This is a genomic window from Flavobacterium sp. PL12 (assembly GCF_039123485.1).
GTDB classification, from domain to species: Bacteria; Bacteroidota; Bacteroidia; order Flavobacteriales; family Flavobacteriaceae; genus Flavobacterium; species Flavobacterium weaverense.
The window spans coordinates 15,644-42,099 of the sequence record NZ_JBANDI010000021.1 but is presented as its reverse complement, the minus strand read 5'-3'; the positions used below and the strand labels follow the sequence as shown (position 1 = coordinate 42,099).

24 protein-coding genes and 1 pseudogene are annotated in these 26,456 nt (G+C 32.9%); 8 read left to right on the top strand and 17 right to left on the bottom strand.

Annotated elements, in window-relative coordinates:
• Positions 1-2: 2 nt before the first annotated feature.
• Positions 3-1,367, top strand: coding sequence for an oxygen-independent coproporphyrinogen III oxidase (gene hemN / locus RCH19_RS10690; RefSeq protein WP_343023213.1), 1,365 nt, complete (start codon positions 3-5; stop codon positions 1,365-1,367).
• 66 nt (positions 1,368-1,433) lie between these two features.
• Here hemN and RCH19_RS10685 read toward each other — a convergent pair whose 3' ends face one another.
• From RCH19_RS10685 to RCH19_RS10650, 8 genes are all read right to left on the bottom strand, one after another.
• A complete protein-coding gene (locus RCH19_RS10685; protein WP_343023236.1) occupies positions 1,434-2,135 on the bottom strand; it encodes a sulfite exporter TauE/SafE family protein in 702 nt (233 codons plus the stop codon).
• 66 nt (positions 2,136-2,201) lie between these two features.
• Complete coding sequence (locus RCH19_RS10680; RefSeq protein ID WP_343023212.1) at positions 2,202-2,654, bottom strand: FixH family protein; 453 nt, start codon at positions 2,652-2,654, stop codon at positions 2,202-2,204.
• A 37-nt stretch (positions 2,655-2,691) separates the two neighbouring features.
• Positions 2,692-4,110 (bottom strand): cytochrome c oxidase accessory protein CcoG, encoded by a 1,419-nt coding sequence (ccoG, locus tag RCH19_RS10675; RefSeq protein WP_343023211.1) that lies wholly within the window; start codon positions 4,108-4,110, stop codon positions 2,692-2,694.
• Positions 4,111-4,181: 71 nt separating this feature from the next.
• A complete protein-coding gene (locus RCH19_RS10670; RefSeq protein ID WP_343023210.1) occupies positions 4,182-5,123 on the bottom strand; it encodes a cbb3-type cytochrome c oxidase N-terminal domain-containing protein in 942 nt (313 codons plus the stop codon).
• A 19-nt stretch (positions 5,124-5,142) separates the two neighbouring features.
• On the bottom strand, positions 5,143-5,322 hold the full coding sequence (locus RCH19_RS10665) for a cbb3-type cytochrome c oxidase subunit 3 (RefSeq protein ID WP_121924378.1): 180 nt from the start codon (positions 5,320-5,322) through the stop codon (positions 5,143-5,145).
• 18 nt (positions 5,323-5,340) lie between these two features.
• Positions 5,341-7,518 carry a cytochrome-c oxidase, cbb3-type subunit I gene (gene ccoN, locus RCH19_RS10660; RefSeq protein WP_121924377.1) on the bottom strand — a complete coding sequence of 726 codons (2,178 nt, stop codon included), beginning with the start codon at positions 7,516-7,518 and terminating at the stop codon, positions 5,341-5,343.
• A gap of 53 nt (positions 7,519-7,571) precedes the next feature.
• Positions 7,572-7,775 (bottom strand): cbb3-type cytochrome oxidase assembly protein CcoS, encoded by a 204-nt coding sequence (gene ccoS, locus RCH19_RS10655; RefSeq protein ID WP_121924376.1) that lies wholly within the window; start codon positions 7,773-7,775, stop codon positions 7,572-7,574.
• A gap of 117 nt (positions 7,776-7,892) precedes the next feature.
• The gene (locus RCH19_RS10650; protein ID WP_343023209.1) at positions 7,893-10,298 is read right to left on the bottom strand and encodes a heavy metal translocating P-type ATPase metal-binding domain-containing protein; all 2,406 of its coding nucleotides are present in this window, start codon (positions 10,296-10,298) and stop codon (positions 7,893-7,895) included.
• Positions 10,299-10,408: 110 nt separating this feature from the next.
• Here RCH19_RS10650 and RCH19_RS10645 point away from each other — a divergent pair, with 110 nt between their 5' ends.
• Positions 10,409-11,095, top strand: a complete 687-nt coding sequence (locus RCH19_RS10645) for a Crp/Fnr family transcriptional regulator (RefSeq protein WP_343023208.1) — start codon at positions 10,409-10,411, stop codon at positions 11,093-11,095.
• Position 11,096: 1 nt separating this feature from the next.
• Here the strand turns inward: RCH19_RS10645 and RCH19_RS10640 are convergent, their stop codons facing one another.
• From RCH19_RS10640 to def, 4 genes are all read right to left on the bottom strand, one after another.
• Complete coding sequence (locus tag RCH19_RS10640; protein WP_343023207.1) at positions 11,097-12,545, bottom strand: amino acid permease; 1,449 nt, start codon at positions 12,543-12,545, stop codon at positions 11,097-11,099.
• Positions 12,546-12,869: 324 nt separating this feature from the next.
• A complete protein-coding gene (mazG, locus tag RCH19_RS10635) occupies positions 12,870-13,652 on the bottom strand; it encodes a nucleoside triphosphate pyrophosphohydrolase (RefSeq protein ID WP_343023206.1) in 783 nt (260 codons plus the stop codon).
• 84 nt (positions 13,653-13,736) lie between these two features.
• Entirely contained in the window at positions 13,737-14,204 is a 468-nt protein-coding gene (locus RCH19_RS10630; RefSeq protein ID WP_343023205.1) for a DUF5606 domain-containing protein, read from the bottom strand.
• Between the two features lie 85 nt (positions 14,205-14,289).
• Positions 14,290-14,877, bottom strand: a complete 588-nt coding sequence (gene def, locus RCH19_RS10625; RefSeq protein ID WP_343023204.1) for a peptide deformylase — start codon at positions 14,875-14,877, stop codon at positions 14,290-14,292.
• A gap of 194 nt (positions 14,878-15,071) precedes the next feature.
• On the opposite strand from def, the gene RCH19_RS10620 reads away from it, so the two are divergent.
• Entirely contained in the window at positions 15,072-17,285 is a 2,214-nt protein-coding gene (locus tag RCH19_RS10620) for an FUSC family membrane protein (RefSeq protein WP_343023203.1), read from the top strand.
• A gap of 66 nt (positions 17,286-17,351) precedes the next feature.
• Here RCH19_RS10620 and RCH19_RS10615 read toward each other — a convergent pair whose 3' ends face one another.
• On the bottom strand, positions 17,352-18,848 hold the full coding sequence (locus RCH19_RS10615; RefSeq protein WP_343023202.1) for a malate:quinone oxidoreductase: 1,497 nt from the start codon (positions 18,846-18,848) through the stop codon (positions 17,352-17,354).
• A 118-nt stretch (positions 18,849-18,966) separates the two neighbouring features.
• Entirely contained in the window at positions 18,967-19,383 is a 417-nt protein-coding gene (gene ruvX, locus RCH19_RS10610) for a Holliday junction resolvase RuvX (RefSeq protein WP_121924367.1), read from the bottom strand.
• Positions 19,384-19,570: 187 nt separating this feature from the next.
• Here ruvX and RCH19_RS10605 point away from each other — a divergent pair, with 187 nt between their 5' ends.
• Entirely contained in the window at positions 19,571-20,386 is an 816-nt protein-coding gene (locus RCH19_RS10605) for a 2,3,4,5-tetrahydropyridine-2,6-dicarboxylate N-succinyltransferase (protein WP_343023201.1), read from the top strand.
• Between the two features lie 78 nt (positions 20,387-20,464).
• On the opposite strand, the gene RCH19_RS10600 is transcribed toward RCH19_RS10605, so the two are convergent.
• The gene (locus RCH19_RS10600; protein WP_343023200.1) at positions 20,465-21,211 is read right to left on the bottom strand and encodes a glycosyltransferase family 2 protein; all 747 of its coding nucleotides are present in this window, start codon (positions 21,209-21,211) and stop codon (positions 20,465-20,467) included.
• Positions 21,212-21,335: 124 nt separating this feature from the next.
• On the opposite strand from RCH19_RS10600, the gene RCH19_RS10595 reads away from it, so the two are divergent.
• A complete protein-coding gene (locus RCH19_RS10595) occupies positions 21,336-22,412 on the top strand; it encodes a glycosyltransferase family 9 protein (RefSeq protein ID WP_343023199.1) in 1,077 nt (358 codons plus the stop codon).
• A gap of 61 nt (positions 22,413-22,473) precedes the next feature.
• On the opposite strand, the gene RCH19_RS10590 is transcribed toward RCH19_RS10595, so the two are convergent.
• Positions 22,474-23,238 (bottom strand): Kdo domain containing protein, encoded by a 765-nt coding sequence (locus RCH19_RS10590; RefSeq protein ID WP_343023198.1) that lies wholly within the window; start codon positions 23,236-23,238, stop codon positions 22,474-22,476.
• 24 nt (positions 23,239-23,262) lie between these two features.
• The gene (locus RCH19_RS10585; protein WP_343023197.1) at positions 23,263-24,039 is read right to left on the bottom strand and encodes a DUF5672 family protein; all 777 of its coding nucleotides are present in this window, start codon (positions 24,037-24,039) and stop codon (positions 23,263-23,265) included.
• Positions 24,040-24,250: 211 nt separating this feature from the next.
• Here RCH19_RS10585 and RCH19_RS10580 point away from each other — a divergent pair, with 211 nt between their 5' ends.
• The 3 genes and pseudogenes from RCH19_RS10580 (at position 24,251) to RCH19_RS10570 (ending at position 26,443) form a co-directional block, all read left to right on the top strand.
• Positions 24,251-24,817 (top strand): L-threonylcarbamoyladenylate synthase, encoded by a 567-nt coding sequence (locus tag RCH19_RS10580; RefSeq protein WP_343023196.1) that lies wholly within the window; start codon positions 24,251-24,253, stop codon positions 24,815-24,817.
• Positions 24,818-24,884: 67 nt separating this feature from the next.
• Positions 24,885-24,971, top strand: a pseudogene (locus RCH19_RS10575) (GxxExxY protein); the annotation flags it as partial.
• A gap of 50 nt (positions 24,972-25,021) precedes the next feature.
• On the top strand, positions 25,022-26,443 hold the full coding sequence (locus tag RCH19_RS10570) for an HD domain-containing protein (protein ID WP_343023195.1): 1,422 nt from the start codon (positions 25,022-25,024) through the stop codon (positions 26,441-26,443).
• Positions 26,444-26,456: the final 13 nt, after the last annotated feature.

Here is a 26,456-nt window from a genome sequence, read left to right as displayed (position 1 = left end):
TTATGAAAAACTCCTTAATTCAAAAATACAACGTTCCAGGTCCCAGATACACTAGTTATCCTACGGTTCCCTATTGGGATGAAGCTGATTTTTCATATGAAGCATGGACTGACACCTTAAAAAAATCATTTATACAAAGTAACGGTCCAGAAGGAATAAGTCTTTATATACATCTTCCTTTTTGTGAAAGTCTATGCACTTTTTGTGGATGTAATAAGCGTATCACAAAAAACCACAGTGTAGAAAATCCTTATATAGAAGCTGTCTTAAAAGAATGGTCAATCTACTGTAAAATATTAGGAGAAAAGCCAACTGTAAAAGAAATCCATTTAGGAGGCGGAACGCCTACTTTTTTCTCCCCAAAAAATCTAGAGGATTTAATAAACGGTATTTTCACAAGCGCAACTAAAGCAGAAAATTATGAATTTAGTTTTGAAGGACATCCTAACAATACCTCTTATGAGCATTTGCAAAAGCTATACGATTTAGGTTTTAGAAGAGTAAGCTACGGAGTACAAGATTATTCTGCAAAAGTGCAGAAAGCAATTCATAGAGAACAACCCTTTCACAACGTTGCAAAGGTTACTTTCTGGGCTAGAGAAATAGGTTATACTTCGATAGGCCACGATATCATATTTGGTTTACCATTTCAAGAACTTGATGATATTATCGATACGATAGAAAAAACAAAATCATTACAACCTGATCGATTGGCATTTTACAGTTATGCTCACGTTCCGTGGATAAAAGGAAACGGTCAGCGTGGTTTTAAAGATGAAGATATACCAAAAGATGACAAGAAAAGATTGTTATATGAAACAGGTAAAAAACTACTTTTCGAAAATGGTTATCACGAAATAGGAATGGATCATTTTGCCTTAGAAACTGATAGTCTTCATGATGCTTTTGAAAACGGAAAATTACATCGTAATTTTATGGGTTACAGCTCTTCAAAAACACAATTAATGATAGGTTTAGGCGTTTCATCTATTAGCGATAGTTGGTATAGTTTTGCACAAAATGTAAAAAACTTAGAAGATTATTACCAAATATTAGAATGGGATAAAATACCTATTTATCGCGGACATTCGCTGACAAATGAAGATTTAATAATCAGAAAACACATCTTGAATTTAATGTGCCAATTTGAAACTTCATGGGAAAATAAAGATGTTTACTTTGAAGAAATTCCGGATGTTCTAATTCAATTGAAAGAAATGGAAAACGATGGCTTACTTATTATTAAAGAAAACAGTATCGAAGTAACAGATGCTGGCAAACCTTATGTTCGAAATATCTGCATGGCATTTGATCTTCGATTAAAACGAAAAGCTCCGGAAACCGAATTGTTTTCGATGACAATATAAATTCTTAGTTAAATAAAAAAAACACGTTTACAGCGTGTTTTTTTTTTTAGTATGGTTACTAATACGTTAGTGACAATTTGGATCTTCTTGAACGAACAAGCTCATATTGGATGGCGAGATATAAGGAATTCCTAATCCTAAACCTCTCAAAATAAACAAGCATCCGATTAAAACAGCAACGTATGGAATTAATTTTTGGATTTTATTTCTAACAGGCATTGTCAAGTACGAATTAATGTACACAATACTACTCATCATAGGAACTGTACCAAGACCAAATAATATCATATACAAAACTCCAAGACTTTCACTTTGCATCGCAATTGCGCCAAAGAGAGCGACATAAACCATTCCACACGGTAAAAATCCGTTTAATAAACCAATAGTAAATAATGATTTATAGCTTTTGTTTCTAAATTGACTTCCTAAGGCTATCTTAATTTTCGAGATTAATCTATACGCTGGTTTAGAAAAATTATATTTTGCGAAAATCTTCTCTGGTATCAACACTACAATAATCGTTGCGGCACCTATGAATATCGATAAATTTTGCTGAATTCCTGCTAAGAAGAAACCTTTACCTAGAAGTCCGAAAACAAATCCGATAGTTCCGTAAGCAGTTAATCGTCCAATATGATATGTAATTATTTGTGTTACCTTTTTAGCTTGATTCGTTCGATCTACAGGCAACATCATCGCAATAGGTCCGCACATACCTATGCAATGAAAACTACTTATTAAACCGAATATAAACGCTGAGTATAGCATTTTACTATATAGGATATTATAAAGATTAAAAGCCATAATGTCAATATTTGACTTTATGGCTTTTATCTAATTAATGTAAATTGTTTCTTTAGTCAAATATAATTTTCCATCATATTGCCATTCCATGTTAATGTCCCATCGACCGCCTGCCAAACTTTTTTTAGGTATGAGCAAAGTAGTAGCATCAGATAATGAAATAGGAATTTCGAAATCTAATTTTTTGTTAGACGGTCTATAAAGGGACACTTTTCCTTTGATATTTTTTGGAACTAAAGTTTTTGGAAAAACAACAGTAACTCCTTCTTCCATTATAGTAATTATAGGTTTTGATTTTAAATCTTGAGCATTTTGAATGCGCTCCATCTCATCACCAAATTTAGCATCGTGCTTATAATATTCTTCTACGACCAAATCATTATCGTATTTTGAATCTGATTGAACTTTTATAACAAAATACAATATGAACGAAATAAACAAACTGAAAGCAATGACAATTGCTGTTCCCCAATTAATTTTCATGATATTTTATTTAATAATTTGAAGTATTGCAAAAGTGTTAATCGAAACTTCGTGGACTTAAAAAGTTAGTCGTACTCGTTTCAATTTTCTTATCACCATCGTAAACTTCGATCTTCAATTTTGTTTTATCGCTATCCAATAAATTTTTATTGATTTCGACAAATAATGTACCACCACTCATTCCTTGTTTTGGCACTTTTAATTCTTGTTTACCTACTACATTCAAAGTACCATTTATACCAACTAATTTAAAATGAACATCATTAAAATCATTGTTAGTTTTATTAATAATTTTGAAAGTGTAGATATTACTTATATTATCTCCTTTATGTTGGAATAGCTGCCCTGGTAAACGTAAAATTGTAGCTTCAACATCAGTACGTAAGAATAAAAGACCAATTAAAATTCCTGTAAGAATAAACAATACAGCTGAATATCCCTTAATTCTTGGCGTTATCTTAAACTTATTTTTTTTCTCAATTTCCTCTTCTGATGCATAACGGATTAAACCTCGTGGCAAACCGATGTTATCCATAATAACATCACATTCATCAATACAAGCCGTACAATTCACGCATTCCATTTGAGTACCATTACGAATATCAATTCCGGTAGGACAAACATGCACACACTGTTTACAATCAATACAATCTCCTTTTCCACTTGCAGCGCGATCTTCTTGCTTATTGTATTTTGCTCTTCCTAATTCCTTTTCACCTCGTACAAAGTCATAAGCTACATTTATAGATTTATCATCTAATAATACACCTTGTAACCTTCCATACGGACAAGCAATAATACATACTTGCTCTCTAAACCATGCAAAAACAAAATAAAATATACCTGTGAAGATTAGTAAAGAAATCAAAGTACTCATGTGATTAACAGGTCCTTCATCAATCATTAAAAATAGTTTATCACTACTAATTAAATAGGCAAGAAATACATTAGCAATAAAAAACGAAATAATAAGAAACACAGTCCATTTAAGTGCTTTTTTTCTAATTTTCTCCGCGTTCCACTCTTGTTTCTCTAGACGAATTTGAGCTCCTCTATCCCCTTCAATCAAATATTCAATTCGACGAAAAACCATCTCTAAAAATATAGTTTGCGGACAAATCCATCCACAAAATATCCGTCCAAAAATCACAGTAAACAGAATTACGAATACGACACCTACCAGTAAAAAAAGAACAAAAATGTAGAAATCCTGTGGCCAAAATGGAAATCCGAAAATATTAAATCGACGTTCAAGAATATTAAACATCATGAACTGATTGCCATTAATCTTTATAAAAGGATTAGCGACAAGAATAATTAGTAAAATGTAACTAACCCACTTCCTATAATCGTAAAACCTACCTGAAGGTTTTTTTGGAAAAATAAATTTTCTACTACCATCTACATCTATCGTTCCAATAGTATCTCTAAAAGCTTCATCTGGTAATTTTGACATTTTTTTAATTTTAAAAAAAATTAATGAAGAGCTTTAAAAAATAATTTTTCTAAAGCTCTTTTATTATGATATTACTTTACTTGTGTAGAGTCAATAGCATTTGGTACCGGAATTGTAGTAGATTTAGCAGCATCTTTGTCTACCCAAACTTCACCTTCTGCTTCTTTTGCATCAGCTGGATCACTTCCTCGTAATGAGATAATGTAACTCGCTACCTTTTGCATTTCTTTAGGCTTTAAAGTTCCTTTCCATGCAATCATACCTTTACCATCACGTCCACCATTTACTAGTGTGTGGAATATATTTTTTATCCCGCCACCTAAAATCCAGTAATCATCTGTTAGGTTTGGACCAATTTGTCCACCTGCATCTGCTCTATGACATGCTGCACAATTTGTTATATATATTTCCTTTCCTGCTGATAAATCTGCTGCTGCAGTTAATACTGTTACTGTTTCTTCGTCCATCATATCAGGAGCAGTTTTCATATATTCTGCTACTTCAATTTTAGCTTGAGCGATCTCTTTAGCCAACTCCATTTCTTGGTCATCAGCACCTAAGATTTCGAATCTAACCATATAAACAATTCCAAAAACAATAGAAGCATAGAATAAATATACCCACCATGGCGGAAGATTATTATCTAATTCTTTAATACCATCGTAATCGTGCTCTAACAGCAATTGATCTTCACTTACTATTGTAGATTCTGGTCTTACAAAAGTTGATACTAATTTTTTATACCATTCGCTATCCGTAAAACTCTCATCACTTTTCTCTTGTAATTCGGCTTTTTCCTGTTCGGTCAGTAAATGATAGGTAATATTATCTACCGCTCTCATTGTAATTGATATCGCTATTAATACGAAAAGAAAAACTAGTAAGAAGACAGAAACCATAGGATACCTAATGAAAGCTGGTTGATTGCCCGAGTCTATGAAATATTCCATCGCCCCAAATGCAGCAAAGAAAATGACAATTACGCTAACGTATGCTGGAATTAATTTTTTCATTCTATATATTATTAAAAAATTATACTATTTTATTGTCTTCTAATGGCATTTGGCTCAACTCGTCTATTCTCTCTTTTTTATAGGAAAAAACCCAAATTCCTAATCCTACAAAAAAGGAGAAAAATATTAATAACGATATGATTGGAAATGTTTCCACACCATCAATTGTCTCTAAATTATGTTTTACTTGTTCGAACATGACTTTATAATTTTAGTACTATTTCTTTACTTTTATATCAGTTCCAAGTCTTTGCATATAAGCAATCATAGCTACAATTTCTCTTTCGTTCATTGGAACAAATTCCTCACCTCTAGCTGCTGCTTTTTGCTTGCTTTCCTCGTAACTTTTCACAAAATCTGGATCGTTTTTCAAACTTTCTTCAATCGAAATTGCTTGTTTTCTTAGGTTATCTAATCCACCAGCTACTTCAGCTTCAGTGTACGGAACACCTAATGTTACCATCACTTCCATTTTCTTTTGAGTATGAGAAATGTCCATTGCTTTATTATCAAACAACCATTTGTATCCAGGCATAATAGAACCGGCTGAAATACTTTGTGGGCTCCAGAAGTGGTTAAAGTGCCAGTTGTCATTGTATTTACCACCTACTCTTAATAAATCTGGTCCTGTACGTTTTGATCCCCACAAGAATGGATGGTCATAAACAAACTCACCTGCTTTAGATTGTGGTCCATAACGTTCCACTTCACTACGGAAAGGACGTACAGACTGAGAGTGACATCCTACACAACCTTCACGAATGTATAAATCACGTCCTTCTAATTCTAGCGGAGAATATGGTTTAACACTTGTAATTGTTGGTATATTCGATTTAACCATTATCGTAGGTACAATTTGAATCACACCTCCAATTAAAATAGCGATTGTTGCTAAAATTGTTAACTGAATTGGTTTTCTTTCCAACCAAGGGTGGAATTTTTCTCCTTTAACTCTTCCAGAGCTAATTCTTACTAATGCTGGAGCTTCAGCTAATTCATCTTCAATTACAGATCCTGCTCTTAGTGTTTGAATGATGTTATACACTAAAACAAGCATTCCAGTTAAATAAAGACATCCACCAATAGCTCTCATCCAATACATTGGCATGATTTGAGTTACCGTTTCAAGGAAGTTACCATACGTTAAAGTTCCGTCTGGATTAAATTGTTTCCACATAGATGCTTGCAAGAAACCTGCAACATACATTGGTATTGTATATAATATAATACCTAAAGTACCAATCCAAAAGTGGAAGTTAGCTAACTTTAAAGAGTACAAAGTAGTTTTAGACATTCTAGGAACCAACCAATAAATCATACCGAATGCTAAGAAACCATTCCATGCTAATGCACCTACGTGAACGTGTGCAATAATCCAGTCCGTGTAGTGCGCGATAGCATTTACGTTTTTAAGAGACAACATTGGACCTTCAAAAGTAGCCATACCATAACCAGTAATTGCAACAACGAAGAATTTCAAAACAGGATCAACACGTACTTTATCCCAAACACCTCTTAATGTTAACAATCCATTAATCATACCTCCCCAAGATGGAGCAAGCAACATAATTGAGAATGCAACACCTAAGTTTTGCGCCCAGTTAGGTAATGCCGAATATAACAAGTGGTGCGGTCCAGCCCAGATATAAATAAAAATTAAAGACCAGAAGTGAACAATAGATAGTCTATATGAGTAAACCGGACGATTAGCAGCTTTAGGTACAAAGTAATACATCAAACCTAAGAAAGGAGTCGTTAGGAAAAATGCAACTGCGTTATGACCATACCACCATTGAACTAATGCATCTTGAACTCCTGCATAAACAGAATAACTTTTCCAAGCAGATACCGGAATCTCTAAATTGTTGAAAATATGCAATACCGCAACAGTAACGAAAGTTGCTAAGTAAAACCAGATCGCAACATATAAGTGGCGCTCTCTACGTTTTATCATAGTCCCAATCATATTGATTCCCATTACAACCCAAATAATGGTAATTGCAATATCAATAGGCCACTCCAGCTCAGCATATTCTTTTGAAGAACTATAACCCAAAGGCAGTGTTATAGCGGCTCCAACAATAATTAATTGCCAACCCCAGAAGTGAATATTACTTAATAAATCACTAAACATTCTCGCTTTAAGCAATCGCTGCATGGAATAATACATTCCAGCAAAAAAAGCATTTCCTACAAAAGCAAAAATAACAGCGTTTGTATGTAAAGGTCTCAACCTACCGTAGCTTAACCACGATATTCCATCGGTCATGTTTGGGAAAAGAAACATAAAGGCCAATGTGAGCCCAACTATCATCCCTACTACACCGAAAGCGATAGTAGCAAAAATGAATTTCTTTACAATTTTGTTGTCATAATAAAACTGCTGCATTTCCATAATTAAATTTGTTTTTTATTTTAATTTTAATGTTTGAAGTCAATAGAACTGGACTATTTATCCTGCTCCTTTTCTTCAATTTCTTCTAATTGTGTTACTTTTTTTGGAGATTTCATCAACTCATCATCAAAAAGCATTCTGACAGACGGTGTGTAATCATCATCGTATTGTCCTGTTTTGACCGCTGTTATAAAGGCAATAAAAAAGCCAATCGCAATGATTATACTGATGGTTATTAATAAATAAATGACACTCATACCTAAGTTTATGTGAACAAAATTACTGTGATTATTTTACGCAAAACATGACAATTGTCATACATATTGACAAACGTTAAATAAATGTGAAGATAGACAATTATTTTAATTTTGAATTTATTTCTTCTTGGAGTAGTAGCTACTCATCACTGTCACAAAGCTAACAATTGTTATAGTGCTCAGCGGCATTATAATAGCTGCAACTAGTGGCAGCAAATTTCCCGTCACTGCAAATGAAAGACCTACTACATTATATAATAAAGACAGTGCAAAACTCATCTTAATTGTAGTAATAGAATTCTTAGAAAAGTTGAGGAAATAGTTTAATTTTTTAAATTCAGAAGCATCTAAAATAGCATCACAAGCGGGAGAGAAGACATTTACATTTTCTGAAATTGAAATCCCTACATTACTTTGTGCCAAAGCACCAGCATCGTTCAAACCATCGCCCACCATCATAACGTTACTACCACTATCTTGCAAGTTTTTAATAAACTCTAATTTTTGTTCTGGTTTTTGATTAAAAACGAGCTCAGTTCCCTTAGGTAACAATTCCTCTAACACCGAGCGCTCACCTTCATTATCTCCAGATAAAACTTTGATTTTATACTGCTTACTTAAAACATTAAATAACTCCTCTAAACCATCTCTGTACTGATTGTTAAAAATAAACTTTCCATAATACACCTCATCAATTTTTATATGAACTGACGTTTGCTTAAGATTAGAATTTTCTATTTTCTCTACAAAAGCCGCAGAACCAATTAAAATATGGTAACCAAAAATTTGCGACTTAATACCTTTTCCAACGATCTCTTCGAAATAATCAACTTTCATTTTTTTAGCATTCGAAGCAGATTTATTTTCTAAAATTGGTAAAGGCAAATAATCATATAACATCCGACTCAATGGATGATTAGAAGCGCGAAGGACATTTTTTATCAACAATAAATTTTCATCTGATAATTCATCGCCTTCATAAGAGATATTTGATTTTTTATTCGTCGTAATTGTTCCTGTTTTGTCGAAAACAATGGTATCAACTTTTGCCAATTGCTCGATCACTAATGCGTTCTTCAGATAAAATTTCTGCTTACCCATAATTCGCAATACATTGCCAAAAGTAAAAGGTGCTGTTAATGCTAGAGCGCACGGACACGCGACAATTAAAACAGCTGTGAAAACATTAAAAGCGATATTAGCATCTATAAAAATCCAATATCCAAATGATGCAAAAGCAATTAATAAAAGTATTGGTGTGAAATAGCGAGAAATGCTATCTGTAATGGTTTTGTGTTTCTGCTCGACATTTTTTTGGAAAACATCATTACTCCACAACTGCGTTAAATAACTTTGAGAAACTGAATGTAAAACTTCCATTTCGATAACTTTCCCTATTTGCTTTCCGCCTGCAAAAACTTTGTCACCTGATTTCTTTGCAATCGCAACGGCTTCACCTGTAACAAAACTATAGTCTATTTCAGCTTGTTCTGAGATTAAGATTCCATCCACAGGAATCAATTCCTGGTTCCTTATTAGTAAACGATCTCCTTTTTCGACCTCATAAATTGGCACACTTTCCTCTGAGGAGTCTGCTTTAATTTTAGTAATTGCAATTGGGAAATAGGATTTAAAATCTCTTTCGAAACTCAAGAAACTATAAGTTTTGATTTGGAACATTTTACCTAAAAGCATAAAGAAAATCAATCCTGTCAAACTATCAAAAAAGCCTGAACCGTAATCCATTATGATATCAAATGCACTTCTAACAAACATTACCACAATTCCTAAAGCTATAGGAATATCGATATTTAGCATTTTAGTTTTAATGCTTTTGTATGCGGAAACGTAGTATCCACTAGCCGAGTAAAAGAAACTTGGCATAGCCAACGCAAAAATTAACCATCTAAAGAAACCACGGTATTGATCAAGCCAGTACTCTTTTACTTCAAAATATTCAGGAAATGATAATAACATCACATTCCCAAAACAGAAGAAAGCAACGCCTAATTTGTAAGTTAGCGTGCGATCCACTTTATTATCTCCAGTTTCATAGTTTTCTAAACTAATATAAGGCTCATAGCCTATCGAACTGAGTAAGTAAACAATACTTTTGATGGTTACGATTTCAGGATTATAGGTAATTCGAACCTTCTTTTCAGGAAAATTAACTTGAGAAGTACTTATTCCTTTTTGAAGACGCTGTAGATTTTCCAAAATCCAAATACACGAGCTACAGTGTATGTGTGGAATGTTAAGTGAAATAATAGCGGTTGAATTCTCTTCGAATTCCAAAAGTTTGGATACAATGCTTTCATTATCTAAAAAATCATATTTACCTTTAATATCCTGCGGAGTTGCTCCAGGTGATTTTTCAAAATCATAATAGCAAGACATATCATTCAGACTAAAAATTTCATAAACCGTTTTACAACCGTTACAACAGAAAATTTTAGCATCAAAAACAATTTCGTCCTCTTTTATAATATCTAAACCACAATGGAAACAGTTTTGTGTGTCCATAACATTGCTCATTTTACCTAGGGCAAAGGTTGCTAAATTGATTCACTTAAAAAAATGATATTTGTCATATAAATGTCTAAATTTGTCAAGTTAAAAACCCATCTTCTATTATGAGTAAATGTGAACAATGTATCGTCAGAGAATTTAGCTCACTAAAAGCACTTACAAAAGACGAGCTTTTAAAAATTTCTGATTGTAAAACCTCTCACATTATTAAAAAAGGGGAAGTTATATTTGAAGAAGGAGAAAATGTAAATGGAATTTACTGCATAAAAGATGGTATTTGCAAGTTAACAAAACTCAGCGCAAATGGTAAAGATCACATTGTCAAATTAGTTACAAAAGGCGAACTATTAGGACAACGCTCAATGATTAGTGAAGAGCCTGTGAACCTAAGTGCAGTTGCCTTAGAAGACATGCAAGTTTGTTTTATTCCAAAGAAAGAAGTAATGGGATTTTTCGATAAAAACAATCAGTTCTCTATGAATGTTATGAAATCGATATGCGGTGATTTAAGAGATGCCGATGACCATATGGTTAATTTAGCTCAGAAAACTGTAAAAGAAAGATTAGCAGAAGTACTTCTTTATCTGCACGATACTTTTGGCAAAAACGAAGATAATTCATTGAAAGTTCAGCTTTCTCGTGATGAATTAGCAAGCATGATAGGAACAGCTACTGAAAGCTGTATTCGTTTACTTTCAGATTTCAAGAAATTAGAATTGATTGAATTATCAGGTAAAAAAATAGTCCTTAAAGATATTAGTAAGCTGAAAAAAATTAGCCGAACAGTTTAATTTAGGCTTTTTTATTCATTACCAAATAATAAACTGGAACTCCTAAAGCGACAATACAAAGTCCTAAACCCGTATTGAAAGTATCATAGATTAATAAAGTTAAACAGATACCTGTTGTAATTACAATGTAGATGGCAGGAACAAGTGGATAACCAAACGCTTTGTAAGGTCGATCAGCATCTGGTTCTTTTTTTCGAAGGATAAAAACACCCATGATTGTTAATATATAAAACAGTAGCGATGCAAAAGTCGCATACGTAAGTAAATCTCCAAATTTGCCAGAAACACATAATACACAAGCCCAAATACATTGAACCCATAAAGCCTTTGCAGGAACTTGGTTTTTATTAAGTTCAGTTGCTTGTTTAAAAAACAATCCATCTTTAGCCATTGCAAAAAACAATCTTCCACCAGAGAGAATTAAGCCGCTATTACATCCAAAAGTGGATACCATAATTAATGCTGCCATTACAAAAACGCTCATATTTCCCATAATCATACTTGCAGCTGCAGCACCTACTCTATCGTTGCTCGCAAACATGATTCCGTTATTAGCTACATCAGTAACTCCAGGAGTTCCATGCAGCGGCAATAAAGCTAAATACGCTAGATTTGCTAGTACGTAGATAACAGTCACTATCAAAGTACCCAAAAATAAACTGCGAGGAATATTCTTTTTCGGCTCTTTAATTTCCCCAGCAATAAATGTAACATTATTCCATGCGTCACTTGAGAAAAGTGAATTGATTATGGTTGCTCCTGCAGCTCCTAAAAGTGCCATTCCAGCAAGTTTAGTAACTGTGATTGTTCCATCAGGGTTAGCAACTGTTTTACTAGCCTCCCACATATTTGTAAAATTATCTGAGAGGATATTTGTTTGCAAGCCCACATACAATCCTAAAATAATTAATGCAAAAAGCGCAATTAATTTTGCTGAAGTAAGAATCAATTGAACGGTTTTGCCGCTTTGAATCCCTTTAGTATTAATAAAAGTCAACAAAACAATACTAAAAATTGCTAAAACTTTTTGGTACGAAAAAATAAAAGTTGCACCAATAGTAAATATCGTTGTATCTAAAACTGGAAAGAATATTGCAGCATAATTAGCAAATGTTACTGCAATGGCTGCAATAACTCCCGTTTGAATCACTGTAAAAACAGTCCATCCATATAGAAACGAAATTAATCGTCCGTATGCTCTTTGAATATATACAAATTGTCCACCGGCATTAGGCATCATTCCAGCTAATTCTCCATAACTTAATGCAGCTGCAACAGTTATTAATCCTGTCACAATCCATATTATTAAAAGCCAAGCTGCAGAGCCAATATCTCTCGCCATGGCAGAAGTAACAATAAAAATCCCTGAACCTATCATAGAACCTGCGACTAAACTCGTCGCATCTATTAATCCTAAAGAACGCTTTAACTCGGTTTTATTTTCTGCCATTGGTTAATTTACTTATCTACAGTCAATCTAGTAAAGTAGAACTGAATACTTGTTATTGAATATTATCTTATGAACACGTTCCCCTATTCACTTTTTACTAAGAAAAGAACACTTTCTACTGAGCACTTATAGCTTTTTCGCTTCTTCCCAAAATTGAAATATTTGAAAATCAAAGATTTTCAATTTCTACTTTTTGGTAATACGCTTCGCTTCTTCCCAAAATTGGAATATTTGAAAATCAAAGATTTTCAATTTCTACTTTTTGGTAATACGCTTCGCTTCTTCCCAAAATTGAAATATTTGAAAATCAAAGATTTTCAATTTCTACTTTTTGGTAATACGCTTCGCTTCTTCCCAAAAAACATCCATTTCAGCTAAGGTCATATCCATCAGTGGTTTTCCAAGCTCTCCAGCTTTACTTTCTAAATACTGAAAACGCTTGATAAATTTTTTATTGGTGCGTTCTAATGCATCTTCTGGATTTACTTTTAGAAATCTAGCGTAATTTATCATCGAAAATAAAACATCCCCAAATTCGTCTTCAATTTTATCTTGATCACCAGCTTCGACTTCAACTTGTAGTTCAGCCAATTCTTCCTGCACTTTATCCCACACTTGATGCGATTCCTCCCAATCAAATCCCACACCTTTTACTTTATCTTGAATTCGGCTCGCTTTTACTAATGCAGGCAAACTTTTTGGCACTCCTTCTAAAACAGATTTTTTGCCTTCTTTTAGTTTAAGTTTTTCCCAATTTTGCTTTACTTCTTCTTCATCTTTTACAACAACATCACTGTAGATATGCGGATGACGATGTATTAGCTTTTCACATATTTCATTACAGACATCAGCGATATCAAAATCATTAGTTTCACTTCCAATTTTCGAATAAAAAACAATGTGCAATAAAACATCACCTAATTCTTTCTTGATCTCAGACATATCATTATCTAGAATAGCATCACCTAATTCATAGGTTTCCTCAATAGTTAAATGACGTAAGCTTTGCATGGTTTGCTTCATATCCCAAGGGCATTTTTCGCGCAAATCATCCATTGTATCTAATAATCTTCCGAAAGCTTGTAACTGGTTTTGTCTTGAATTCATTAGGACTCTATTTTTTAGTAAAAATAAAAAAATCCTGTTCAGAAAAAATAGCTGAACAGGATTAAATTGTATTTAAAAGTAAAATTATTCTTTCTCTACTTTTTCTTTTTTAGCTGGAGCCGCATCTGCAACGACCGCTGCTTCTTCCTCAACTGCAACAGCTGGAACTGTATCTACCACAAGACCTTTTGCTTGAAGCATATTGTACCAGTTTAAAACTTTTTTAATATCAGAAGGATAGACTCTTTCCTCATCATAATCCGGTAAAATCTCTTTAAAATAAGCCGTTAATGTTGCGTTATCCTCTTTGTGAGAAATTGCAGGTTGCTTATTCTCTTTATCAGCAATTTTTTGCATGATTTCAGACAGTGGTTTTTCACCTTCATACGTGTAAATAGAAATCTCAGATAATAAGCTCACATTACTTTTTAAGTTAACGGTGATTTTCTTTCCATCAACTAATGATTCTGCAACAAATCCTGTGCGAGTTTGTACTTGTAATACATATAAACCTGGTTTCCCAGAAATCGCTAATATTTTTTCTAAATTCATGTTTTTTGTAATTATTATTAAGAATTTGACTTATTATTTTTTCGTTAAAGACCAAGAACCATACCAACTGAAACGTAAACTTATCTTACCTTCCCTTTTTACCAAAAAATTTCATTCGGTAATCTTGAAACGTTTTACCTTCTAATATATTTTTTAATTTCTTTTGTATTAATCTTTTCTTTAATGTGGAAATTTTATCAGTAAACAAAATTCCTTCGATATGATCGTATTCATGCTGAATAACTCTAGCGATCAAACCATCAAAAACTTCCGTTTTCATAACAAAATCCTCTTCGCAATATTCGATAGTGATAGTAGGATTTCTATAAACATCTTCCCTAACATCAGGAATACTAAGACAACCTTCATTGAAACTCCACTCAACACCTTCTTCTTTAATCATTTTTGCATTAATAAAAGTCTTTTTAAATCCTTCTAATTGCTTTTGCGAAGCATCGTCTAAATCTTCATCATCACTAAATGGAGTGGTATCGATAACAAATAAACGAAGTGCCATTCCTATTTGAGGTGCAGCTAGTCCAACGCCACAAGCGTTGTACATTGTGTCGTACATATTAGTAATCGTTTCTTTCAAATTTGGATATTCTGGCGTAAGAATCTCTCCTGTTTTTCTTAAAACCGGATCACCGTATCCTATAATTGGTAAAATCATGCGAGTTATATTAATTATTATCGTCTATAATTAGAATTGCATTCTTTTTATTTCAGTTCGCAAAAATAGTAAAAAAATAGACAATGGATAATCATCTATTAATTATTACTGAATATTAACAATATTAACCAAAAGTTGGCCATTTATACTTTGAATAATACCTACAAATCTTACCTTTGCTGCAATACTACCTTATGATTAATAAAATTAGAAAATTTATAGACAGCACTTACTTTACGAATGCTATGAAAGTGACCATAGCAGCTGTTATTCCGGTTGTAGTATTTTCTTTTTTAGGACATTTTGCCATGGGATTTACTATGGCTCTTGGCGCTTTTTTTACGTATCCAAGCGACATTCCAAGTAGTTTAAAACACAAAATAAACGGCATTCTTGTAACTGCATTTTTAGTTGCAGGAATTAATCTCGTTGTGAATTTGATTCATCCTTATTCATGGGTTTTTTATCCATTTTTAATTTTGCTTATTTTTCTGCTATCAATGATATCTGTTTACGGGCATCGCGGCACTATGATTTCCTTTTCAGGATTAGTAACGGTTTCATTGTCATTCTCCAGCTTAAATACGGGTTGGGCTATTTTAGAGCACGCGGGCCTAATTCTGGCCGGTGGTTTATTTTATCTTACTGTCTCACTATTATTTTATTATATCAGACCGAACCGTTATGTCGAGCTACAAATTGCAGAGTGCATAAAATTAACCGCTAAATACTTGAAACTGCGCGGTGATTTATGGACCTTAAATAGTGATAAAAAAGTTATTATAGAAAAGCAACTTCATCTCCAAGTTGAGCTAAACTCAATACATCAAAATATTAGGGAGGTTCTTATTAATGGTTCGAATAATACTGCTTCTTCAAATCAAAATCGTAAAATGCTTTTGGTCTTTATCTCGCTAGTTGAAATTCTAGAGCTTGCCTTATCTACCGCTTTTGACCACGACAAACTGAATAGTAAATTTGATAATCATCCTAGAGTTTTATTCACCTATCAAAGTTTAGCGTATCACCTTGCTGCTAGTCTAAAGAAAATTTCAAAAAGTGTCAAGAAAAGAAATAATTATGTATCTAAACATAATCTATTAAAAGACTTGAACGCCTTACAATCTACAATAGATAATTATGAGAATGATTTAGGTAAAATCGCAGCCTCAGAAGGTGTATTTATGTTAACTACAATGCTTAATTACGCTGAAAAGCAAGTAGAGAAAATAAAAATCATAGAAAAAGCATTTACGCTTCCAGCAAACTCAGAGGATTTCAAAGGAATAGGAAAAGATTTAGAAAAATTCCTCACGCCACAATATTATCCTTTAAGTACATTAACTGAGAATTTAAGTTTTTCATCAAATATTTTCCGACATTCCTTACGATTGACGATTACATTAATAATTGGTTTTCTCATTGGTATTTCGTTTCCATTCCAGAATGTATATTGGATTCTGCTTACCGTAATTGTAATTTTACGCCCTACGTATGGCTTGACTAAAGAACGTTCTTTCCAAAGAATCATTGGTACCGTGTTGGGTGGACTAATAGCATTTGGAATCCTATATTTTATTAAAGACAATATTACAATTAGTATTTTCTCGATAATCTGTATTCTGCTAGGTTTTACCTTTACGCAAATTAACTACAAGGTCAGTGCAACTTTTGTAACGATGTATGTCGTTTTTATATATGGAATCTTAACTCCTAATATTAGTGACTTAGTTCAGTATCGAATTTTAGACACAGTTGTTGGTGCTATCTTGGCTTTCCTAGCCAATCACTTCCTATGGCCGTCATGGGAATTCTTGAATGTTCCTAATCATTTAGAAAAATCCATTCGAGCCAACCAAAATTACTTAAAAGAAATAGCTGCATTTTATAACAAAAAAGGTATCGTACCAATATCTTATCGCTTAGCCCGAAAAAACGCATTCATAGAAGTTGGAAATTTAATGTCCTCCTACCAGCGAATGTCGCAAGAACCAAAATCGAAACAAAAGCAATTACCTCAAGTTTATCAACTTGCTGTGCTTAATCATTCTTTACTTTCCTCCTTAGCATCATTAGGAACTTATACGCAATCTAATGCGACGACCACCGCTTCAGAAGCTTTTAATGTGGTTGTTGATACAGTAGTTAAAAACTTAGAAAATGCAGTTTTATTGCTAAAAGGAAATGATTGTTGTTTTGAAGAAAACACACCAAAAGAAGAATTAGCAATGCATTTTACTTCCTTAAAAAAGATTCAAGAAAAAGAGTTAAAAAAAGGATTTCCCGCTGACGAAGAGGCATTTCAGTTAAAGATGCAGGAAGCACAATTAGTAATAGAGCAGCTTATTTGGTTAATAAATTTATCTGAAAACATCGCTAAAACTACTAAAATTATAAAAAGTATCTAAATAAAAAAAGGTGCTAAAATTAGATCAACTCTAAATTTAGCACCTTTTTATTATTTATAATATGGTTTAATTTTTCAGTTTTAAAACAGTTGCAGTTGCTTTTCTAACTTCCAATAATAATTCAGGATTGTCATTTAATTTTTGTCCGAAAGAAGGAATCATGTGCTTCAGTTTTTGTTGCCATTCTGGCGAATTGAACTGATCTTCAAAACATCTACTAACTAAATCAACCATAATAGAAACTGCAGTTGAAGCACCTGGTGAAGCTCCAAGAAGCACTGATAACGAACCGTCATGCGTCGTAATCACTTCAGTACCAAATTCTAATATCCCACCTTCTTTTTCATCTTTCTTAATGACTTGTACCCGTTGGCCCGCTCTTTCTAAAACCCAATCTTTAGATTTTGCAGTTGGAACATATTCTTTCAAGGCATTAATTCTATCTTTAGGTGATTGACGTACTTGCTCAATCAGATAGCGTGTGAGTGGAATGTTTTTTATTCCTGCAGCAATCATCGGAATAATATTATCGGTTTTTATAGATAATGGCAAATCAGAATACGATCCATTTTTTAAAAAACGAGTTGAGAAACCAGCAAATGGCCCAAAAAGTAATGCTCGCTCACCATTTATCATTCGGGAATCAATATGTGGAACTGACATTGGTGGCGCACCTACACTAGCTTTTCCATATACTTTCGCTTGGTGTTTAGCAATTACCTCAGGATTTATACATTTTAACCACTGCCCGCTTACTGGAAAACCTCCGTATCCTTTACCTTCTGGAACATCTGCTTTCTCAAGTAAAGGTAAAGATCCTCCTCCAGCGCCAATAAAAACAAATTTTGTGTATGCTTTTCTCTTTTGGCCAGTAGCTAAATCAGTAACTTTGATTCTCCATACTTTGTCGTCACGCTGTTTCAACTTTTTAACTTCGTGGTGAAAATGGATCGTTACGCCATCTAATGTTGTAAGATGATTGAATATATTTCTTGTTAGTTCACCAAAATTCACATCTGTACCCAAAGCCATTGATGTTGCGGCTACCTTTTCATTGTCGTTTCTACCTTCCATAACAAGAGGCATCCATTCTTGCAATTTTGCAAAATCAGTGCTAAAAAGCATGTCTTTAAAAAGAGGATTTGCCGTAAGAGCATCATATCTTTTTTTAAGATATTCTACGTTTTTTTCGCCCCAAACAAAACTCATGTGAGGAATGCTTTTTATGAAGTTTTCGGGAGAAGAAACTTTATTTTCTTGAACAAGATAAGACCAGAATTGTCGTGAAACTTCAAAAGACTCCGCTATGGAAATCGCTTTTTTAGCACTTACAGTTTTGTCTTCACTTTCAGGTGTGTAGTTGAGTTCGCAAAAAGCAGAGTGACCTGTTCCTGCGTTATTCCAAGCATCAGAACTTTCTGCTGCTGCAATATCTAGTCTTTCGTAGATTTCTATTTTAATATCTGGCTGTAATTCTTTGAGGATTAAACCTAAAGTAGCACTCATGATCCCAGCGCCTATAAGAACTACATCACTATTTGTACGTATTGTTGTATCTGACATAACAAAAATTTAAAACGCAAAGATACTTGAAAATACTAAAAAAAATGTAACAATATAATGTTAAAAAGTAAGAATCGAAGCGATAATTTGAAGCCTTAAAAATTTAGAATAGTAGATTTTAAAATCTTTTTTGCTTCAGATAATCTTGTAACATTATAGTTGCTGAAATCTCGTCAATCAATGCTTTATTTTGTCTTTGCTTCTTTTTCATTCCGCTATCAATCATAGATTGAAAAGCCATTTTTGAAGTAAATCGTTCATCAACTCTAATTACTTTCATCTCTGGAAAGTGATTCGTAAAATGCGTTACAAAGCCTTTTATCATTGAAGCACTTTCTGATGGTTGTCCATTCATTTGCTTTGGTTCACCAATAAGAACTGCCTCCACTTTTTCTTTCGAAAAATAATCTTTTAAAAAAGCTATTGCTGTAGCACTTGGAATTGTAGTCAATCCTGATGCGATAATTTGCATTTCATCAGTAACTGCAATTCCAGTACGTTTTTGTCCGTAATCTATTGAGAGAATTCTTGGCATTTTTATATGGAATCTTTTATTTTGTAAAACTAAATTGTATGGTATGTATTAGTTTTACAACTTCAGTTAAGGTTAGAGTAACAGTAATAAACAATGTTATTTAAAAGACAAATATATAACATTTTCAAAGTAAATTGACTTTTTGCTTTTGGCTAAAAATCCTATATTTGGCAAAAATAAATTTAAGATGAATCCATTACAAATTATTATAGAACAAGCTTGGGAAAACCGCGCCTTGTTACAAGAAACGGCAACTACTGATGCCATTAGAGAAGTTATTGAATTATTAGACACTGGCAAATTACGAGTAGCTGAACCGCTAGCTGAAGGTTGGCAAGTAAACGAATGGGTAAAAAAAGCAGTAGTAATGTACTTCCCTATTCAAAAAATGGAAACTTGGGAATCAGGAATTTTTGAATACCACGATAAAATGCTTTTAAAAAGAGGTTTTGCTGAAAAAGGAATTCGTGTTGTACCTAATGCAGTAGCGCGTTATGGAGCATACATTTCAAGTGGCGTTATATTAATGCCAAGTTATGTAAACATAGGTGCTTACGTTGATGAAGGAACAATGGTAGACACATGGGCAACAGTAGGAAGTTGTGCTCAAATAGGTAAAAATGTACATTTAAGTGGCGGTGTAGGTATTGGTGGTGTTCTTGAACCTCTACAAGCTGCTCCTGTAATCATAGAAGATGGTGCCTTTATAGGTTCTCGTTGTATCGTGGTTGAAGGTGTTCACGTAGGAAAAGAAGCAGTTCTTGGTGCAAATGTTTGCTTAACAGCTTCTACAAAAATTATAGATGTAACTGGTGATACTCCAGTTGAAATGAAAGGTTTTGTTCCTGCACGTTCCGTAGTAATTCCAGGAAGCTACACCAAAAAGTTTGCTGCTGGAGAATTCCAAGTTCCTTGCGCACTAATTATAGGAACACGTAAAGCTTCAACTGATTTAAAAACGTCTTTAAATAACGCGTTGAGAGAATATGACGTAGCAGTCTAAAACTTTCCAGAATTTAAAGTAAAAAAAATCCAAACTACAATCCTAGTAAGATTGTAATTTGGATTTTTTTTTGAATTATTACTTTTTATTTTGAATTTTCAAAAGCTTTGCATACTTCATGTAGGAAAAAAAAGCTTGAGTCATTGCTATGGATAATCCATCAATTCCATTGAATATTCCCTTTTTGAAAAAATAGCATCTTATAAAAGCAACTAATCCATTTAAAACGGGTTTGAGGGAATTAATTCTTTTACCTTGATCATACAATTGTTGTGCGTGCCAACCTGAATATTGATTCTTCTTCGCTATTATTTGATCTAAAGAATCCCAACCATAATGAAGAATGTGAACCGGAACTCTCTTTTCATTTTGAGCAATTATCTTTTGATGCACTTTAGAATCAGATGGAGAAGCTGTTTTTTTATTAAAAAATCTAACTTTATGATCTGGATACCATCCTGAAAAATCGATCAACTTATCACCCAGATAATTTTTTACTCTAAAACTTAGTGCATCATGTTCACCTTTTAGATAATCACCTTCTAGAATATATTTTTCAGCATCTTTATCAAGGAATTCATCAGCATCTAAATTAAGTATCCAGTCATTCTTACAATAAGGAATGCCATGAGTGCGCTGAGGACCATCTCCTAAAAAGACTTGAGAAATTACTGTAGCACCTTTCTCCTTCGCAATTTCAACGGTATCATCAGTACTAAATGAGTCAACTACTACAACCTCATCACAAACTTTAAAAAGCGCATCAATACACTTTCCTATATTTTTACCTTCGTTAAAAGTGATAACTAAACCGCTAATCGCCATTGAAATTGAATTTTTGAACGACAAAAGTATAGATTTTTTATCTACTTTTCCGTTATTTCGATTTTGTGTTACCACCTTCTTTAAATACTTTGTAATTTAGCACGCTAAATGAATTTAGTACCAAATGAAAATAGTAGTCATTCAACAAAAAAGAATTGGAGACGTACTCACAAGTACAATTATATGTAACAATCTTAAAAAAAAGTATCCTAATTCGGTTATCGATTTTATGTGTTATCCAAATTGTGCTGATGTTTTAAAGCAGAATCCAAATATTGACAATATTATTCTTTTATCTAATGAAAAAAGAAAATCCATACCCTCACTATTTAAATTTATTTTCGAAATAAGGAAAAATAAGTACGATGCCGTAATTGATGTTTACTGCAAGCTAGAGACTAATCTTATCACATTATTTTCTGGTGCAAAATATAAAGTTTCTTATCATAAATGGTATTCGTCGATATTTTACAACTACAATATTAAAAGAGTTGCAAACGGTACAAAATCTGAATTAGGATTAGCAATAGACAATAGATTGTTGCTTTTAAAGCCTTTTATTCAAGAACCAATCACAGACTATAAACCAAAAATATTTTTAACAGAGCAAGAAATTCAAGAAGCAAAATCGCGATTGAGTACCTTTAAGATTGAGCAAGGGGTCAAGCCTTTAATTATGTTTGGCATCGTAGGAAGCGAGTGGTATAAAACATATCCTTTAAAGAGAATGGCAAAAATCATTGATTTTACCGTTCAAAAACTGGATGCCGATATCATCTTTAATTATATCCCTTCTCAAAGAGAAGAAGCTTACAAGGTTTACGAACTTTGCGCTACAGAGACAAAAAAGAATATTCATTTTGATTTGTATAGTAATGGCTTGAGGTCGTTTCTAGGATTGCTATCACAATGTTCAATATTAATAGGAAATGAAGGAGGTTCTGTTAATATGGCAAAAGCACTTGATGTGCCAACATTCTCTCTCTTTTCTCCATCAGTAGATAAAGAGACTTGGCAAATATTTGAGAATCTGAAAGAAAATGTTTCAATACATCTCAAAGACATCAAGCCCGAAATCTATATAGCAAACGATATTAAATACATAAAAGAAAATACTTTTAAATATTTTGAAGAATATCCTTTAGAACTTTTACTTGAAAAACTCGAACAGTATTTTAAAGATTTGAATTTTTTGAAGTAACTGTATGAAATTTTAGTTTTATGCACTGTTGATCGCAAAAAAATTAAATTACTTGAATCGTTTATTTCCAGAATTTAAGTTTCTTTTTTAATCTTTTTTTCCTGTAGAACTTCTCTTGAAACTCTGTTGTCATTTGCCAGAGTGTATCAAAAACTAATTTTTCAGGCTGACCACAAATTTTAGCATATTCGCTACTCATTATCGCCACCATTTCTTTGTGTGGCGTCAATCTTCTAAGATTATGCATACGCATAGTAAAAGTCATACTCTCATGAAAATTCATTCTATTTAAATCTACTAAAAAAAAATCATATTTCCCTTCACTAACCTTTCTTATCAAAGTATTCCCGGGTGAATGATCAATAAATTCAATTCCGTTTTCATGTAAATCATAAGAGAATTTTGTAAATTGACGCAGAATATTTTCGGCATCTGGATAATCCGTTTCTACTAATTCTCTGTAGGTTAAATCACAATTTAGATGTTCAGACACATAGTAGCTTTCAAGTAAACCAACTGTATCAAAATTCTCGTAATACGCCATTGGTTGTGGTGTTCCAATTCCTTTTTGTAATAATATAGAAGCATATTCAAAAGAGCGCTTTGCTTTTGATTTTCTAAAATATTTGTAAGCGACTTTATTAATTAAATTCGGTTTTTTGAAAGACTTTATGTTAATAGTCTGACTTGCTGATTTAAAAAGCTTTATTACATTCCGGTCTCCATTCCCAAAAACAATGCCTTCAGAGGAGTTGAACTCTTTTATAAATCTGAGTATCTCTTTCGAATTTTTAACTGTGTTAGAAAACATAAGTTTTATAGTCATATTTTTTTCTTTACAATTCAGTACTTAGTATCTATCTAAAATAGGTTTCCAAAAATCAATCACTTTAGGCTTGTTAATAGCATGACATCCAAAAGGAAGCTGATTGTTATTAAGTTCCAATGCTAGCTTTGGTTTTCGATCCATAGCAAATCCAAGCGCTTCTTTATATTCTGGAATTTTAAAGTTCGGATCAATTTCAGGCGCTTTTAAAGACCAAAAGACATCTTCAATCGCGCACAGCTCTTCTTGTTTATTTTTAATTAAATCAAAGATAATTTCTTTACTCTCTCTGGCTATTTTGATAAAAGATGCTGTTTTTCTTAGTGAAAATCCACCATTTCCAACTTTATAAAAAATGACATTTCGCTTTTTCTTCTTCTGTGACTTAAAAATACTTAAAAAACTATTGACTTGCTTTAGAGGGAACTTTTCTATACTTGCAATCCAAGGTGCTCCTATATAATCGTAGCCCTTTTTACACCAAAATTCCAATTCATCTTTGAATACAAAAGCATCCAACTGATGTATCAACACGTATTCCGTATCAGAAAAGCGCTCATAGAACTCTGAAGTTAGCAACAATTCATTGTAACCGTCAATATCTTTGAAATACTTTTTTGGAAAATTCTCGACACTTACAGGATAAGAATTCGTAATAAATGAACTATCTAAACCTTCCGGTTGCACTAATACAATTTCAAAGTTTTTTAAAACTTTTACACATTGTAAAAAAGATTTTTCCTCTAGTAATCCAAAAGATGTTTTGTATAATGGAATAAGTACTTTTACTGAATTTATCATTCTTAAGCGTTAATTTATAATCAAAAGACAAACTGAAAAAACAACTATTCTATTGATGAGTTTAATAGATACCAATAAACTCTTCGACAACAAAATCAGCCTTTAAAAGCAAAAATAACTTTATAATTAGTAAAAATGCTTTTATTCAGAATTAAATTTAACTCATATACCAACTAGAATAGTATTTTTGCATTAAATCTATTTTGATGATATGACTATAAATGAAGAAATACAAAATGCCTACGACATCATAAAAGAAGGTGGGATTATATTATATCCTACTGACACTGTTTGGGGTATTGGTTGCGATGCTACAAATCCAGAGGCTGTGGCAAAAATTTACAAATTGAAGAAAAGAGCCGAAGAACAAAGTATGATTGTTCTTATGAATGGTGATCGAATGATGCACAATGTATTTGCAGATATTCCTGAAGTTGCATGGCAAATACTTGAATTATCGGAGAATCCAACCACTTTAGTTCTTGATAAACCAAAAAATGTAGCTGCAAATTTGATTGCTGCTGATCAAACATTAGCAATTCGAATAGTAAAAGAACAATTTTGTTTTAAACTATTGGAAAAAATGAAGAAGCCACTGGTATCCACTTCTGCAAATATTTCGGGACAACCAACACCAAAAAGTTTCAAAGAAATTAGTGCCGAGATTATAAAAGGCGTGGACTATGTTGTAAATTTGCATCGTGATAAAATTGCAGGGAAACCTTCGACAATAATTAAACTTTCTTTAGACAATCAAGTGAAGATTATTAGAAAATAAAAATAGTATTCACAAATTCACAATTATTTTTGAGATAAAAACTGTCGATTGATTCAACAACAGTCATTACAACCAATGTTTAAATTATTTAAAAGTATCTAAGAACAAATTGGCTATACTCGTTAATTTCAATCTGCTATATTTAGAATATTAACGCATTATAGATTCAAAAAATTAATTCGTGAATTCGTGGCAAAAAACAACATGAACTACAAACAAGCTTTACACAGTAAAATATTCAAAGTTATCTCTCAAGCTTCCCAAGAACTTAACATTGATAGTTATGTTATTGGAGGTTTTGTGCGGGATTTGATTTTGAAAAGAGACTTTAAAAAGGATATCGATGTTGTTGCTGTAGGTAGCGGAATCGAACTAGCTTTAAAAGTATCTGAATTGCTTCCAAAAAAACCTAAAGTGCAAGTTTTCAAAACGTATGGCACAGCAATGTTGCGATTTGAAGATACAGAGATCGAATTTGTTGGCGCACGAAAAGAGTCCTATCATTTTGAAAGCAGAAATCCAGTAGTTGAAAATGGAACCCTTGAAGACGACCAAAACAGAAGAGATTTCACCATTAACGCCTTGGCATTATCTTTAAACGCCGAAAATTTTGGCGATCTTTCTGATCCTTTCAATGGTTTAGTTGATTTAGAAAATAAAATAATAAAAACACCATTAGATCCTGACATCACATTCTCTGATGATCCGCTCCGAATGCTGCGAGGTATTCGTTTTGCTAATCAATTGGGTTTCGAAATTGAAGAAAACTCTTTGAAATCTATTGCAAAAAACGCAGAGCGAATTAAGATTATATCTGGAGAACGTATTGTTGAAGAATTGAATAAAATCCTTTCGACGGATAAACCATCAATTGGATTTTTGTTATTGTTCAAAACGGGACTACTAGATATTATTTTGCCTGAACTTACTGCTTTAAATCAAGTAGAAGAAATAGAAGGCCACACACACAAAAATAATTTCTACCACACCTTAGAGGTCGTTGATAATATTTGTCCAAATACTGATGATGTATGGCTGCGCTGGTCAGCATTACTTCACGATATTGGAAAAGCTCCCACCAAACGTTTTAATAAAAAACAAGGTTGGACATTTCATGGTCATGAATTCTTAGGCGGAAAAATGGCTAAGAAAATATTTGAGCGACTGCATATGCCATTAAATCACAAAATGAAATTTGTGCAAAAAATGGTAATGATGAGTTCTAGACCAATAGTTTTATCACAAGACACCGTAACAGACTCAGCAGTGCGCCGTTTAGTATTTGATGCTGGTGAGGATGTGGAGAATTTAATGATCTTATGCGAAGCTGATATCACGACTAAAAATCCAAGTAAGTTCAAGAAATACCATAATAATTTTGAAATTGTTAGAAAGAAAATTGTGGAAGTAGAAGAGCGTGACCAAGTTCGCAATTTTCAACCGCCTATTTCTGGTGAGGAAATTATGCAGTTATTTAATTTGAAACCTTCAAAGGAGATTGGAATGTTGAAGGAAGCTATTAAAGAAGCTATATTAGAAGGTGAAATCCCAAACGAATACCAGGCTGCATATCAGTTTATGCTGAAGAGAGCTGCAAAAATTGGGCTAAAGATTAACGCTTGTTGAATTGAGAAATAAT